At 64.9% G+C, this 13,002-nt stretch carries 14 protein-coding genes; 10 read left to right on the top strand and 4 right to left on the bottom strand.

Annotated elements, in window-relative coordinates; genetic code table 11:
- Positions 1-21: 21 nt before the first annotated feature.
- Positions 22-948, bottom strand: a complete 927-nt coding sequence (locus HV793_RS24295; RefSeq protein WP_175214032.1) for a LysR family transcriptional regulator — start codon at positions 946-948, stop codon at positions 22-24.
- Between the two features lie 97 nt (positions 949-1,045).
- On the opposite strand from HV793_RS24295, the gene HV793_RS24300 reads away from it, so the two are divergent.
- The 7 genes from HV793_RS24300 to HV793_RS24330 all read left to right on the top strand — a co-directional run bounded on the left by HV793_RS24300 (position 1,046) and on the right by HV793_RS24330 (position 6,681).
- On the top strand, positions 1,046-1,912 hold the full coding sequence (locus HV793_RS24300) for an amidohydrolase family protein (RefSeq protein ID WP_175214033.1): 867 nt from the start codon (positions 1,046-1,048) through the stop codon (positions 1,910-1,912).
- Between the two features lie 70 nt (positions 1,913-1,982).
- The gene (locus HV793_RS24305; protein ID WP_119450511.1) at positions 1,983-2,936 is read left to right on the top strand and encodes a Bug family tripartite tricarboxylate transporter substrate binding protein; all 954 of its coding nucleotides are present in this window, start codon (positions 1,983-1,985) and stop codon (positions 2,934-2,936) included.
- A 2-nt stretch (positions 2,937-2,938) separates the two neighbouring features.
- Positions 2,939-3,469: a carboxymuconolactone decarboxylase family protein gene (locus HV793_RS24310; protein WP_054451135.1), complete on the top strand. Its 531-nt coding sequence runs from the start codon at positions 2,939-2,941 to the stop codon at positions 3,467-3,469.
- 11 nt (positions 3,470-3,480) lie between these two features.
- On the top strand, positions 3,481-4,044 hold the full coding sequence (locus HV793_RS24315) for a DUF4286 family protein (RefSeq protein ID WP_054451136.1): 564 nt from the start codon (positions 3,481-3,483) through the stop codon (positions 4,042-4,044).
- Positions 4,045-4,360: 316 nt separating this feature from the next.
- Complete coding sequence (locus tag HV793_RS24320) at positions 4,361-5,137, top strand: basic amino acid ABC transporter substrate-binding protein (RefSeq protein ID WP_125473604.1); 777 nt, start codon at positions 4,361-4,363, stop codon at positions 5,135-5,137.
- 72 nt (positions 5,138-5,209) lie between these two features.
- Positions 5,210-5,962: an amino acid ABC transporter permease gene (locus tag HV793_RS24325; protein WP_125473605.1), complete on the top strand. Its 753-nt coding sequence runs from the start codon at positions 5,210-5,212 to the stop codon at positions 5,960-5,962.
- Positions 5,959-6,681 (top strand): amino acid ABC transporter ATP-binding protein, encoded by a 723-nt coding sequence (locus tag HV793_RS24330; RefSeq protein ID WP_175214034.1) that lies wholly within the window; start codon positions 5,959-5,961, stop codon positions 6,679-6,681. The genes HV793_RS24325 and HV793_RS24330 overlap by 4 nt, the downstream gene beginning before the upstream one ends.
- A 134-nt stretch (positions 6,682-6,815) precedes the next feature.
- Here the strand turns inward: HV793_RS24330 and argF are convergent, their stop codons facing one another.
- Both argF and HV793_RS24340 read right to left on the bottom strand, forming a co-directional pair.
- Complete coding sequence (gene argF, locus HV793_RS24335; RefSeq protein ID WP_054451338.1) at positions 6,816-7,757, bottom strand: ornithine carbamoyltransferase; 942 nt, start codon at positions 7,755-7,757, stop codon at positions 6,816-6,818.
- 58 nt (positions 7,758-7,815) lie between these two features.
- Positions 7,816-8,997, bottom strand: a complete 1,182-nt coding sequence (locus HV793_RS24340; RefSeq protein WP_175214035.1) for an aspartate aminotransferase family protein — start codon at positions 8,995-8,997, stop codon at positions 7,816-7,818.
- Positions 8,998-9,216: 219 nt separating this feature from the next.
- On the opposite strand from HV793_RS24340, the gene HV793_RS24345 reads away from it, so the two are divergent.
- On the top strand, positions 9,217-9,507 hold the full coding sequence (locus tag HV793_RS24345) for a DUF3579 domain-containing protein (protein ID WP_013392635.1): 291 nt from the start codon (positions 9,217-9,219) through the stop codon (positions 9,505-9,507).
- 61 nt (positions 9,508-9,568) lie between these two features.
- Here HV793_RS24345 and HV793_RS24350 read toward each other — a convergent pair whose 3' ends face one another.
- Positions 9,569-10,288 (bottom strand): GntR family transcriptional regulator, encoded by a 720-nt coding sequence (locus HV793_RS24350; RefSeq protein WP_054451138.1) that lies wholly within the window; start codon positions 10,286-10,288, stop codon positions 9,569-9,571.
- 249 nt (positions 10,289-10,537) lie between these two features.
- Between HV793_RS24350 and HV793_RS24355 the strand changes: the two genes are divergently transcribed.
- A complete protein-coding gene (locus tag HV793_RS24355) occupies positions 10,538-11,293 on the top strand; it encodes an aspartate/glutamate racemase family protein (protein WP_125473254.1) in 756 nt (251 codons plus the stop codon).
- Between the two features lie 74 nt (positions 11,294-11,367).
- Complete coding sequence (locus tag HV793_RS24360; protein ID WP_119450508.1) at positions 11,368-12,945, top strand: ABC transporter substrate-binding protein; 1,578 nt, start codon at positions 11,368-11,370, stop codon at positions 12,943-12,945.
- Positions 12,946-13,002 lie beyond the last annotated feature (57 nt).

The raw sequence follows: 13,002 nt of genomic DNA on the forward strand, positions 1-13,002 counted from the left end.
ACAAGAGAAACGGACGCTATTTTAACTCTTTTGCTGCGGTCGGGCCGCCGGGGCGAACAGGGCCGGCAGCTCCAGCTGGCGGATCAGGAGCGCGGTGGCGGCGGCCAGCCGGGTGGCGGGGCGGTGGCGGGCGCTGGCCAGCACCAGATCATTGGTGATGGTCGGGTCGACGATGTCGCACAACGACAGCTCATGTTCCGCCGCCGGGCCGCGTGCGGCCGAGCGCGGCAGGATGGCGTAGGCGTCGCCCTGGGCGGCCAGTTCGACGATGGTCTGGACGGCGTCCACCTCGACGGCGATGGTCAGACGCACGCCCTGGGCGCGGCACACGCTTTCGACCAGGGTGCGGATGGCGTTGGGCAGGCTGGGCACCACCAGCGGGTAGTCGCCCAGTTGCGCCACGGCGATGCGCGGGGGCAGGGGGGGCTGGTGGCCGGGCGCGGCCACCAGCACCAGGTCCTCGCGGAACAGCGATTCGTAGGCCAACTGGGGCGAGGGCGCGGGGTCGTAGAGCAGGGCCAGGTCGACGCGGCCGGCCAGCAGCCATTCGCGCACTTGGGCGCTGAGGCCTTCAGCAACGGCGATGGAGGCCTCGGGGAAGCTGCGGCGGAAGGCCTGCACCAGCGGGGGCGTGAGCACGCGCGCGATGCGGGGCGGCAGGCCGACCACGACCTTGCCCGTGGGCGTCTCGCGCAGGGTCTGCAGGTCCTCCTTGGCGCGTTCGGCCAGGGTCAGCAGGGCGCGGGCATGCTCCAGGAAGCGCAGGCCGGCTTCGGTGGGTTCGGCGCCGCGGCCGTTGCGGTAGAGCAGATGCTGGCCGAGCTCCAGTTCCAGCAGGCGGACCTGGCGGCTGAGCGTGGGTTGCGCCACGTCCAGCATTTCGGCCGCGCGCGAGAAGCTGCGTCTCTCGGCCACGCGCAGGAAGTATTCGATCTGCTTGAGGTCCATCGGATATTTGGAAAATCTATATCTGAAATCAAAGATATAGCATTGTTGGGCGGCGGGCAATCCGGGACCATGGCGTTTTCAACGCAGGAACCCGCCCGTGCCCGATTGCCGTCCTCCGCTAGCCGCGCCCTCCCGTCCCCGCCACGCCTTGCCGCCGGGCGCCTGCGATGCGCATTGCCACGTGTTCGGGCCGGCCGACGTGTTTCCGTACGCCGAGGGGCGCTCGTACACGCCGCCGGATGCGCCTTACCAGGCCATGGCGGCGCTGCACAGTCGCCTGGGTGTGGAGCGCGCGGTGGTGGTGCAGGCCAACTGCCATGGCTCGGACCACCGCGCCTTGCTGGACGCGCTGGCCCAAAGCGGCGGCCGCTATCGCGGCGTGGCCCTGCTGGGAGCGGATGCCACCGAGGCCGGCGTCAGGCAATTGCATGAGGGTGGCGTGTGCGCGGCCCGTTTCAACTTCGTGCCGCATTTGGGCGGCGCGCCGGATCCCGCTGTCTTTGACCGGGTCGTGGCGCTGATCGCGCCGTTGGGCTGGCATCTGTGCCTGCACCTGGACGGCGCGATGCTGCCGGAGCTGCTGCCGCGCCTGGCCGCGCTGCCGCTGCCCTTCGTGGTCGACCACATGGGGCGGTTGAAGGCGGGCGATGGCTTGGCGTCGCCTGCGATGCAGGCGCTGCTGGGGTTGGCGCAGGTGCCGCAGGCCTGGGTCAAGGTGTCGGGCATCGACCGCATCGCATCGGGCAAGCGGCCGTTCGCGGAGGGCCTGCCCTTTGTGCGCGCGCTGGCCGAGGCGTTGCCCGATCGCTGCCTGTGGGGCACGGACTGGCCGCATCCGAACGTGGCGGGCGATATGCCCGACGACGGCGAGCTGGTCGACCTGTTTTTTGAAGCTTGTCCCGATGCGGCCTTGCGCCAGCGCATCCTGGTGGACAACCCGGCGCGGCTGTACGGATTCGAGTAGGCGCGGCAAACGCCGCCGCCATCAGGCGGCGCGCGAACGACAAGAAAATTCCATTCAATCAGGAGACACCATGTTCAAGAAAATACTGTCCGCCGGCCTGCTGAGCCTGGCCGCCCTGGGATCCGCCCATGCCGATGGGCCGGTGCGCCTCATCATTGCCTTCCCGCCTGGCGGGCCGGTGGATCTGGTCGGCCGGGTGCTGGCCGAGCAATTGGGCAAGGAGCTCAAGCAGCAGGTCATCGTGGAGAACAAGGCCGGCGCCAACGGCAACATCGCCGCGGCCTACGTGGCCAAGGCGCCCGCCGACGGCTCGGTGCTGTTCCTGACCAGCGTGGGCGCGGTCGCGATCAGCCCGGCGCTGTACAAGGATCTGCCGTATGACCCCGTGCGCGATTTCGCGCCGGTGTCCAAGGTGGTCAACAACGCCACGGTGTTCGTGGTCAATCCGTCCAATCCGGCGGTCGACGCGGCGGACTTCGTCAAGAAGTCGCAGGCCGCCTCGCAATCGGTCGCGATCGGCTCGTCGGGCATCGGCAGCATTCCCCACCTGACCCTGGAAATGTTCGCCGATTCCAGCAAGGCGAACGTGATGCACGTGCCATACAAGGGCGCGGCGCCGGTCATCAATGACGTGATGGGCAACCAGGTGTCCGGCTTCTTCGGCGACGTGCCGGGCCTGATCGGCCATATCCAGGGCGGCAAGTTGAAGCCCCTGGGCATCGCCGCGCCGACCCGCCATCCGCTGCTGCCCGAGGTCAAGACCCTGGCGGAGCAGGGCATCGCCGGCGTGGAGTCCAACAACTGGTACGGCATCGTCGCGCCGGCCGCCACGCCGCCGGCCACGATCGACAAGCTCAACCAGGCCGTGCGCGCCGCGCTGAACACGGAAAGCGTGCGCGCCCGCCTGGAGAAGTTCGGGGCCCAGGCCGCTCCCGGCAGCCCGCAGGAACTGGCTGCCCTGATCGCGTCCGACCGCGAAAAGTGGACCTCGCTGATCCAGCGCAAGAACATCCGTCCGGAGTGAAGATGAACGCATGCAGAGTAGGGCTGGTGACGCCGGGCAGCCGCCCGGAACTGGCCGCGATCGAGGCGCGGATATCGGCTGCGCGGGGGCGCATCTCGCCGCTGTACCAGGTGCTGTTGAACAGTCCGGCCGTGGTCCAGGGCTGGGAAGCCATGCTGACCGCGATCCGCCTGAACACGGCGGTGCCGCCGCGTCTGCGCGAGCTGATCATCCTGCGCGTGGCGACCTTGAACAACGCACCGTACGAGTTCGAGGCGCATGTGCCGCACGCGCTGGCTGCCGGCATGCCGCAGGCGCTGGTGGACGCGTTGCGCGGCGGTCCGGCGCCGTCGGAACTGCAAGGCCTGGAAGCCGGCGAGGCCGAAGTGCTGGCGTTGACGGACGCCATGACGCGCGACATCGAGGTGCCGGACGCCGTGTTCGCGCCGCTGCGCGCGCGCTACGATGACACGCAGTTGGTGGAACTGGCGGCGACCGTGGGCGCGTACAACATGGTGTCGCGCTTCCTGGTGGCTTTGCGCGTAGGACATTAAAGGAGACTGGAGTGCAGGAAACCGTATTGCTGGTGTCGCTGGGCGAGCGCTTCGACGAGCCGCGCGCACGCGAACTTGAACAGACCTTGACCCAGGGATTGGAAGGCTTGTGCGCCGCCGCGTACGCCGCCGTGGAAGAGGACGAAACCTACGTCTATCTGCGCGGATCGGCGGCGGCTCTCCCCGAAGCGCAGGCGCGCCTGGCCGAGAGCTTCCCGGGCGCGCACAGCCGCGTGCTGCACCTGACGCTGGACCTGGCAGGCGCTTCGGCGGGGCAGGACGCGCCGTGGCATTACATCGTCGAAACCGACGTGCTGCCCGAGGCCGACGCCGACCTGAATGCCTGGTACGACCAGGAGCACCTGCCGGGCCTGGCATCGGTGCCTGGCACGGTGCGCGCCATGCGCTATGAGTGCCGCGACGAGTCGCCGCGCTATCTGGCCTGCTACGACCTGCACACGCGCGAAACCTTTGGCAGCCCGCCCTGGCTGGCGGTGCGCGCCAGCGACTGGAGCGGCCGTGTGCGTCCGTCGTTCCGCAATACGCGCCGGACCATGTTTAAGCGCATTCTGTAGGCCGGATGCAGAATGGCTGGGCAGGCACTGCCCGGCCCGCGTAACGAGAGCGCCGAGCCGGTTGTCGATTCGGTGCAAAATCTGTTTGGTAAATCTATTTTTTTCTATAAAAATCAATAATTTATAAGTTGACGCATAGAAACGAGCGCCGGAACATGCCGAGTTCCGCGCAGCCGGGAGTATCCCGGCGGTTCGTGCAAATGCGAGTCCCGCAACGAAGCAGGGTCTGAGCGCGGCGAAGTCCGCGCGTCCTTTGCTTGTCGGCCGTCAAGAGCAGGTTGGTGTTCGTCACCGCCTTCATCCCAGGGAGAAAACCATGTCGTTCAAGAATTTTTTCGCGCTCGCGAGCTGTGCCCTAGCAGTGACGTTGTCCGTTACCAATGTCACTGCTGCCGATCAGACTTACGTCGTCGGTGCAGGGGGTACCTACCGGCCCTTTGAGTTCGAAACGCCGAGCAAGGAACTGGTCGGCTTCGACATCGATATCATCAAGGCCATCGCCTACGCATCCGGCTTCAAGATCAAGCTGGTCAGCACGCCATGGGAAGGCATCTTCGCCACCCTGGGCCAGGGCGACCGCGACATCATCATCTCCGGCATTACCATCACTGAAAAGCGCGCCAAGATGGTCGACTTTTCGCTGCCCTATTTCCCGGCGGAGCAAGTCATCATCACTGGCGCCGACAATAAGGTTGCCGCACTGGCTGACCTGAAGACCTTGCAAGTCGGCGTGGTCAACTCAACAGCAGGCGACATCGTCATCTCTGAAGAGATCGGCAAGTCCAATACGGCCATTCACCGTTTCGACAATACGCCGCTGATGCTGGAAGAGCTGTATCGAGGCGGTATCGATGCCGCGATCGGCGATGTCGGCGTGATCAAGTTCTACATCAAGAGCCATCCTGAAAAGCAATTCAAGGTGGTCAACGACGCCAAGTTCACGCGCCAGTACTTCGGTATCGCCGTCAAGAAGGGCAACAGCGAACTGCAAGGCAAGATCAATACCGGTTTGAAGAAGATAGTTGCCGACGGCACCTACGCCAAGATCTACAAGGAATGGTTCGACCTCAACGTGCCGGCGCTGCCGCTGTAAGCCACGTACGGACCTTTTCATGCCCACGGTCTCGCCGCGGACCGTGAGCGAATTCATATCCGGATTCCATTCATGAATTCTCTCTTTCAATGGGAAATCATCGGCGAGTATCTGCCCTTGTTTGTCGAGGGCACGTGGATGACCATCAAGGTCGCGCTGATCTGTGTGATCACGGGGACGTGCTGGGGCCTGGCTTTGGGCGTAGGCCGCCTGGCGCAAGCGCGCCACGGTTTCTGGAAATACTTCCTGCGTCATATGGTGCAGTGGCCCGTACGCATCTACGTCAGTTTCGTGCGTGGCACGCCGCTGTTCGTGCAGATTCTGCTGATTCACTTCGCGCTGATGCCGCTGCTTATCAATCCCAGCGACGGTTTGATCCTGAGCGGCGATATCGCGCGTGAAGTTCGCTCGCAATACGGCGCGTTCACATCGGCGGTGCTGGCGATCACGCTCAATTCAGGCGCTTATGTGTCGGAGATTTTTCGCGCCGGCATCCAGTCGATCGATCGTGGCCAAAGTGAAGCGTCGCGCTCACTCGGCATGAGCTACATGAAGACGTTGCGCAAGGTGGTGCTGCCGCAGGCTTTCCGCCGCATGTTGCCGCCGCTGGGCAATAACGCCATTGCCATAGTCAAGGATTCCTCGTTGGCGTCGGCGATCGGCCTGGCGGAACTGGCGTATGCGGCACGCACGGTGTCCGGCGCCTATGCCCGCTACTGGGAACCGTATCTGACGATTTCGCTGATCTACTGGGGTATTACGCTGCTGTTGTCGGCGCTCGTCCGGCATCTTGAAACCCGCTATGGCAAAGGGGATGCACGGTGATACACGTCAGAAACCTGCAAAAGCAATTTGGCCAGGCTCATATCCTGCGTGGTATCGACTGCGATATCAAAGAGGGTGAAGTGGTCTGTATGATCGGTCCGTCCGGTTCCGGCAAGAGCACGTTTCTGCGGTGCCTCAACGGCCTGGAAGAAGCGAACGATGGCGAGATTATCGTCGACGGCGTCAAGGTCAATGACTCCAAGGTCGATCTGAACGCGCTGCGTTCCACCATGGGCATGGTGTTTCAGCGATTCAATCTGTTCCCGCACATGTCAGTGCTGGAAAACCTGATCATGGCGCCGGTTGAAGTCAAGAGAGCATCCCGTCGAGAAGCCGTGCTGTTGGCCGAAAGGCTGCTGCAGAAAGTCGGTCTGCTGGAAAAGATCGACGCTTTTCCAAATCAGTTGTCGGGCGGTCAGCAGCAGCGTGTGGCCATTGCGCGCGCGTTGGCGATGGAGCCGAAAGTCATGCTGTTTGATGAGCCGACCTCGGCGCTCGATCCCGAACTCGTCGGTGAGGTGCTGACGGTGATGAAGGCGCTGGCGCAAGAGGGCATGACCATGGTTGTGGTGACGCATGAAATGGGCTTTGCGCAGGAAGTGTCAGATCGAGTGTTGTTCATCGATCAGGGCGTAATCATGGAAGAGGGGCCGCCGCAGCAAGTGCTGGGTGAGCCGCGCCATGGACGTACTCGGGACTTCTTGCGCAAGGTTCTTTAATTGTCCAGGCGCCAATTGTTGCCGTTGTCCCGATGGTGGATGGGGGGCCTCTTCCCATCTGCCAGCCTGCCTTGAACGCAAGAAAGGCCTGCGCATCCGTCGGTGCGCAGGCCTTTCTTGCATGCGGTGGCCTTTTACTTGATCTGGCCCAGCAGCAGGAATTCCATCAGCGCCTTCTGCACGTGCAGGCGGTTTTCGGCTTCGTCCCAGACCACGCTTTGCGGGCCGTCGATGACTTCGCCGGTGACTTCCTCGCCGCGGTGAGCGGGCAGGCAGTGCATGAACACGGCCTGGGGATCGGCGGCGGCCATCATTTCGGCGTCCACGCACCAGTCGGCGAAAGCGGCGCGGCGCTCTTCGTTTTCGGCTTCATAGCCCATGCTGGTCCAGACGTCGGTGGTGACCAGGTGCGCGCCCTTGCAGGCTTCCATGGGATCCTTGAACTGGCGCAGCACCGTGGCGGGCGGCGTGCCGATGCGCGAGGCTTCGAGCTCGTACCCGGCCGGGGTGGACACATGCAGCGTGAAGCCCAGCATTTCCGCGGCTTGCAGCCAGGTGTAGGCCATGTTGTTGGCATCGCCCACCCAGGCCACCGTCTTGCCGGCGATGGGGCCGCGGTGCTCGATGTAGGTGAAGATGTCCGCCAGGATCTGGCAGGGGTGGAATTCGTTGGTCAGGCCGTTGATCACCGGCACGCGCGAGTGCGAGGCGAAGCGCTCAATGCGGGTCTGCTCGAACGTGCGGATCATGACGATGTCGACCATGCGCGAGATGACGCGCGCGGTGTCTTCGATGGGCTCGGAGCGGCCCAGCTGCGAATCGTTGGAGGTCAGGTTGATGACCGAACCTCCCATCTGGTACATGCCGGCCTCGAACGACACGCGGGTGCGCGTGCTGGCCTTTTCAAACACCATTGCCAGCGTGCGGTCGTGCAGCGGCATGTGGGGTTCGTAGCGTTTGAACTTGTCCTTGATCAGGCGCGCGCGGTCCAGCACGTAGGCGATCTCGGCGGACGAGAAGTCCTTGAACTGCAGGAAGTGCCGCAGCGGGCCGTTTTGAGTCGTGGGAGGTGTCATGGTGATGTCGCAGGTCATGGGGCCCGGCCAGGCTCATGGCCCGGGCGGGACGTTGATTTTATGGTGTTTCGGCCAGGAATTCCTGGATGAGCGGAACCAGGATGGCGACGATGCGGTCGGCTTCGTCGCGGTTGAGGATCAGTGGCGGCAGCATGCGGATCACGCGGTCGCGCGTGACGTTGATGAGCAGGCCGGCCTGCATGGCGCGCAGGGCCAGCACGCCGCAGGGGCGCGCCAGCTCGATGCCCAGCATCAGGCCGCGGCCGCGGATGTCGGTGACGCCCGCGACGCCGGCCAGCGCATCGGCCAGGGCGGCTTTCAGGTGATTGCCTACATCGTGGGCGTTGGCGAGCAGGTTTTCGGATTCCAGCGCATCCAGCACGGCCAGCCCGGCCGCACAGACCAGCGGGCCGCCGCCGAAGGTGGTGCCATGACTGCCTGGCGTGGATACGCCCGCGGCCGGGCCGGCGGCCAGCATGGCGCCGATGGGCACGCCGCCCGCCAGGCCCTTGGCCAGCGTCATGACGTCGGGGACGATATCGGCCCACTGGTGGGCGAACCATTTGCCGGTGCGGCCGATGCCGGACTGGACTTCGTCGATCATCAGCAGCCAGCCGCGCTCGGTGCACAGCCGGCGCACTTCCTGCAGATAGGCGATGTCGGAGGGGCGGATCCCGCCTTCGCCCTGCAGCACTTCCAGCAGCACCGCGGCCACGCGCGGCTCGGCGTCGCCGGCGGCGCGCACCGCGTCCACGCTGTTGTAGGGCACCTGGATGAAGCCCGAGGGCAGGGGCTCGAAGCCCTTGCGCGCCTTTTCGCTGCCCGTGGCCGCCAGCGTGGCCAGCGTGCGGCCATGCCAGGACGAATCCATCGTGATGATGTGGGCGTGCTTGTTACCGCGCTGGTACGCGTAATAACGCGCCAGCTTGATCGCGGCTTCGTTGGCCTCGGAGCCGCTGTTGTTGAATGCGACCTCCTGCATGCCCGACAGTTGCGTCAGACGAGCGGCCAACGCAGTCTGCTGCGGCACTTCGTAGATGTTCGAGGTATGGATGACGCGGGCGGCCTGCTCGCTGATGGCGGCCACCAGTTTCGGATGGGCGTGGCCCAGGCAGGACACCCCGATGCCGGCCAGCGCGTCCAGGTACTTGCGGCCTTCGGCGTCCCACAGCCAGACGCCCTGGCCGTGCGTGAACGATACCGGCAGCCGGGCGTAGATATTGGCCAGAGGCGAAGTCATCGCGGATCCTCCCGTGGATGAAGCGGATTGCGCCGGGACTCAGCCGGAGTCCCCGTGGGATGCCGCCGGGTTTGGCAGCGCCGGCAGCTCGTTTTCCCAGGCGAATCGCTTTTTGAAAGAGGGCAAAGGATCAATCATATACAATTCGCGGCGCAGGGCGCATGTTTGATCACGCCGAAGATCCGGCTTTCGTGAAGGGCGCGCTGTAGTGAAGAACTCATGGCAACTCGCGTCAGACAATTCGTAATTCATGGCGTTACCGAAAGCGGTAGCCGCTTTCGCCCCAGCGATTGGGCGGAACGGCTCGCCGGCGTAATGGCACAATTCCGGCCCGCCGGCTGTGCCGGTAACCACCTCACCTATTCGCCCTATGTGCTGCCCGTCGTGATCGACGGCGTGCGCGGGATCGTGGTCGATCTGCGTTTGCGCGATCTGGAACCGCTGGCGTACAAGTTCGTGGTGGATTTCGCTCGCGACAATAACCTCAAGACGGAAGAGCGCGAAATCTAGCCTCCCCAACCAAAAAAGCGCCCTCACCGGGCGCTTTTTCGTTGGGGGACGCCGCACGCCCCTAGGTGCCGTAGCGGTCCAGGATCTTGCGGATATCGCGCACGCCCTGGCCGTCCGCGGTCAGCAGCGCGCGCGCGGTCACCGATTCCAGGTGGTGCTCCAGCAGATGCAGCACGTGCTTCTCGTCGCGCGCGCGCAGGCCCGCCACGATCTCCATGTGCTCGCTGACCGCGCATTCGCTCGAGTGCGGCCGGCCGTAAAGCGCCAGGATCAGCGAGCAGCGCGACACGATCTCGTTCACGTAGCGCGCATACACCGCATTGCCCGACAGCTCCGCCATCAGGATATGGAACTCGCCTGACAGCCGGATGGACTCGTTGGCGCTGTTGCGCTTGCGGGCTTCCTCTTCCTGTGCCACGTGCTGTTCCAACCTGGCCAGTCCAGCCTCGGTGATGTGCTGCAACAGCCGGCGCGCCACGTCGCGTTCCAGGCAGCGGCGCGCCTCGAAGATGTCGTGCGCTTCTTCCAGGCTGGGGCGGGCCACCGCGGCGCCGCGGTTCGGCCGCAAATCCACCAATCCTTCGCTGAACAGGCGCGTCAGGACGCTGCGGACGATGGTCCGGCTGACGCCGAAACGTTCGCCGATGATGTCCTCGGGCAGCTTGTCGCCGGGCAGCAGAGCCTGCTCGATGATGGCTCTGCGCAAATTTTTGTATACGATTTCGTTGCGGCTGATGTCTTTCTTGGCAGACTCGTCGGCCGCCGGCGCGAGGGACTTCATCTTCTTGTTGGCTCCTATGCCTGCGCGCTTTTCTGGGTGTTGGAATGGTCTGGCAGGCGCTGCCGGCGCGCATTTTTCTCTGTGCTGGAAAGCATACTACACCCGGGGCTAAGGGTTAGCGATAGCTTGTTTGCGAGATTGTGCGGAGTACATTGGCGACATAAATCGTATACAAATTTTTATACAAAACTGATCCGATTGTTCTTTAATGGTTCGATTGTTTGTATACAAATTCACAAAGGCTGATCCATGTCCGCTGTACCGCAGGCCGCCGCAACCGAGCCGTCCCTTTCCGCGCCTTACCGCCTGCTGGTGGTCAATGGCAACACCACGTCCGAACTGACGACCAGCCTGGCCAGCCAGGCCGAGGCCTTTTACGGGGACATGGTCCGCATCCATGCGGTCACCGCCGGGTTCGGCCCCGCCTACATCGCCAGCCGCGCGGAGGCGGCCGTTGCCGCCCATGCCGTGCTGGACGTCGTGGAGCGCGCGACAGGCGAGGCGCCTGACGGCGGATTCGACGCCTGCCTGCTGGCCTGCTTTGGCGAACCCGGCATCGGCGCGGTGCGTGAACGCCTGGACGTGCCCGTGGTGGGCATGGCCGAGGCCTCCATCCTGAGCGCCATGCAGCGCGGCGACCGCTACGCCATCGTGACGGTGGGGCAGCGCTGGCCGGGCATGCTGCGCGAACAGATCCGCCAGTTGGGGCTGGAGTCCCGCTGCGCCGGCATCCTGGCCCTGCCGGGCAATGCCCTGGACTACGTGTCGCGTTCGGCCGAGTCGGCCTTGCACGTCAGCCGTGCGCTGGACGCCGCAGTGGCGCAGGGGGCGGACGTGGTGATCGTGGCGGGCGCCGCGCTGGCCGGCTACCTGCCCAGCCTGCCGCGCCTGCCGGCCGTGCCCATCATCGATTCCTATCGCGCCGCCCTGGCCCAGGTGCTGGCGCTGGCGTCCCTGGAGCGCGCGCAGCGGCTGTCGCTGATCGGCCAGGGCGCGCATTCCTAGTCTTTTCGTCTTACCCACCGCGCCGGGCTCGACCCCGGCGAGTTCAGACCGATACACAAGGGAGAGTTGCAGCCATGAAGACTTTGCTCAAGTGGACCGCGGGCGCCGTGATCGCGCTGTCGGCCATCACGGGGGCCAGCGCCGCCAACACGCTGAAGTGGGGCGCGGCGCGGGACCTGGATTCGCTGGACCCGTATTCCTACGGCAGCACCTTCAACCTGGCGTTCCTGAACCATGTGTATGAAGCGCTGATCCGCTATGACGACAAGTTCAACATCACGCCCGCGCTGGCGGAGTCCTGGGAGACGCCGTCGCCCACGGTGCTGCGCTTTCATTTGCGCAAGGGGGTGAAGTTCCACAATGGCGCGCCGTTCTCGGCGGACGATGTGGTGGCGTCGATGACGCGGGTTTCGGACGAAGCCTCGCCGCTGAAGGGCAACCTGCCGGCCTTCAAGGCGGTGCGCAAGGTCGATGACTACACCGTCGACATCGAAATGACGCATCCGTATCCGCTGATGCTCAACGACCTGACCAACATCTTCATCTTCAACCGCCAATGGCTGGTGGACAACAACAGCCTGAAGCCCACCGACGCCGCCAAGAAGATCGAAGGCTATGCCACGCATAACGCCAACGGCACCGGCCCCTTCAAGGTGGAGTCGTACCGCCCGGACACGCGCACCGTGCTGGTGGTCAACCCCGCCTGGTGGGACAAGCCGCGCCACAACCTGGACCGCATCGAATTCACGCCCATTGCGTCCGCGCCCACGCGGGTCGCGGCGTTGCTGTCGGGCGACATCAATTTCACCGAGAACGCGCCGCTGCAGGACCTGGACCGGCTGCGCGCGGCGTCCAACGTCAAGGTGCTGGCCTCGACCGAGCTGCGCACCTTGTACTTTGGCTTCAACCTGGGCGACAAGCTGGTCGGCTCCAACATCACCGACAAGAATCCGCTGAAGGACCTGAAGGTGCGCCAGGCGCTGTACATGGCGCTGTCGCCGGAGCTGATCCAGAAACGCGTGATGCGCGGCCTGTCGCGTACCACGGGCGCACTGGTGGCGCCGTCCATCCCGGGCTACGAGCCCAAGCAGGAAGAGCGCCTGCCGTTCGACGCCGCGCGCGCCAAGAAGCTGCTCGCCGAGGCCGGCTACCCGGACGGCTTCACGGTGTCGTTGCTCTGTTCGAACGACATGTTCGTCAACGAGGAGGAAATCTGCCAGGCCGCCGCCTCCATGTGGGCGCGCATCGGCGTGAAGGCCTCGCTGGCCAGCGGGCCGCGTTCCCTGCAGAACCCCAAGCGTTCGCGCGGCGAGTTCGATATCACCATCCACGGCTGGGCCAACGAGCCGCAGATCGACGCGCTGTCCATCCTTTTGCAGGTGATGCATAGCCGCAGCGGCCCGGCCGGCGTCTTCAACTGGGGCCAGTGGGGCGATCCGGCGCTGGACGCCAGGATCGACGCGGCCGCGGCCGAGATGGACCGTCCCAAGCGGGTGCAGATGATGGCCGACGTGCTGCAGACGCTGCATGACGACGCGCGCTTCCTGCCGCTGCACCAGCAGCCGATGGCCTGGGCCGTGGGCAAGAACGTGGGCGAGGTGCTGCAGATGCCGGACAACAAGGCGCGCCTGTGGACCGTGCGCATGCAGTAACGCCGCGGACCGCCGCCCGCCGGCGGTCCTGCGTATGACTAGGGTCTGAAGGGGAGC

It is taken from the genome of Achromobacter aegrifaciens (assembly GCF_902859965.1).
Classification (GTDB): Bacteria; Pseudomonadota; Gammaproteobacteria; order Burkholderiales; family Burkholderiaceae_B; genus Achromobacter; species Achromobacter aegrifaciens.

Bases quoted from the DNA above. Each gene is read 5' to 3' on its own strand.
- HV793_RS24295 (WP_175214032.1), bottom strand. From the start codon at position 948: ATGGACCTCAAGCAGATCGAATACTTCCTGCGCGTGGCCGAGAGACGC.
- HV793_RS24305 (WP_119450511.1), top strand. From the start codon at position 1,983: ATGTTCAAGAAAATACTGTCCGCCGGCCTGCTGAGCCTGGCCGCCCTG.
- HV793_RS24310 (WP_054451135.1), top strand. From the start codon at position 2,939: ATGAACGCATGCAGAGTAGGGCTGGTGACGCCGGGCAGCCGCCCGGAA.
- HV793_RS24320 (WP_125473604.1), top strand. From the start codon at position 4,361: ATGTCGTTCAAGAATTTTTTCGCGCTCGCGAGCTGTGCCCTAGCAGTG.
- HV793_RS24325 (WP_125473605.1), top strand. From the start codon at position 5,210: ATGAATTCTCTCTTTCAATGGGAAATCATCGGCGAGTATCTGCCCTTG.
- argF (WP_054451338.1), bottom strand. From the start codon at position 7,757: ATGACACCTCCCACGACTCAAAACGGCCCGCTGCGGCACTTCCTGCAG.
- HV793_RS24340 (WP_175214035.1), bottom strand. From the start codon at position 8,997: ATGACTTCGCCTCTGGCCAATATCTACGCCCGGCTGCCGGTATCGTTC.
- HV793_RS24345 (WP_013392635.1), top strand. From the start codon at position 9,217: ATGGCAACTCGCGTCAGACAATTCGTAATTCATGGCGTTACCGAAAGC.
- HV793_RS24350 (WP_054451138.1), bottom strand. From the start codon at position 10,288: ATGAAGTCCCTCGCGCCGGCGGCCGACGAGTCTGCCAAGAAAGACATC.
- HV793_RS24355 (WP_125473254.1), top strand. From the start codon at position 10,538: ATGTCCGCTGTACCGCAGGCCGCCGCAACCGAGCCGTCCCTTTCCGCG.
- HV793_RS24360 (WP_119450508.1), top strand. From the start codon at position 11,368: ATGAAGACTTTGCTCAAGTGGACCGCGGGCGCCGTGATCGCGCTGTCG.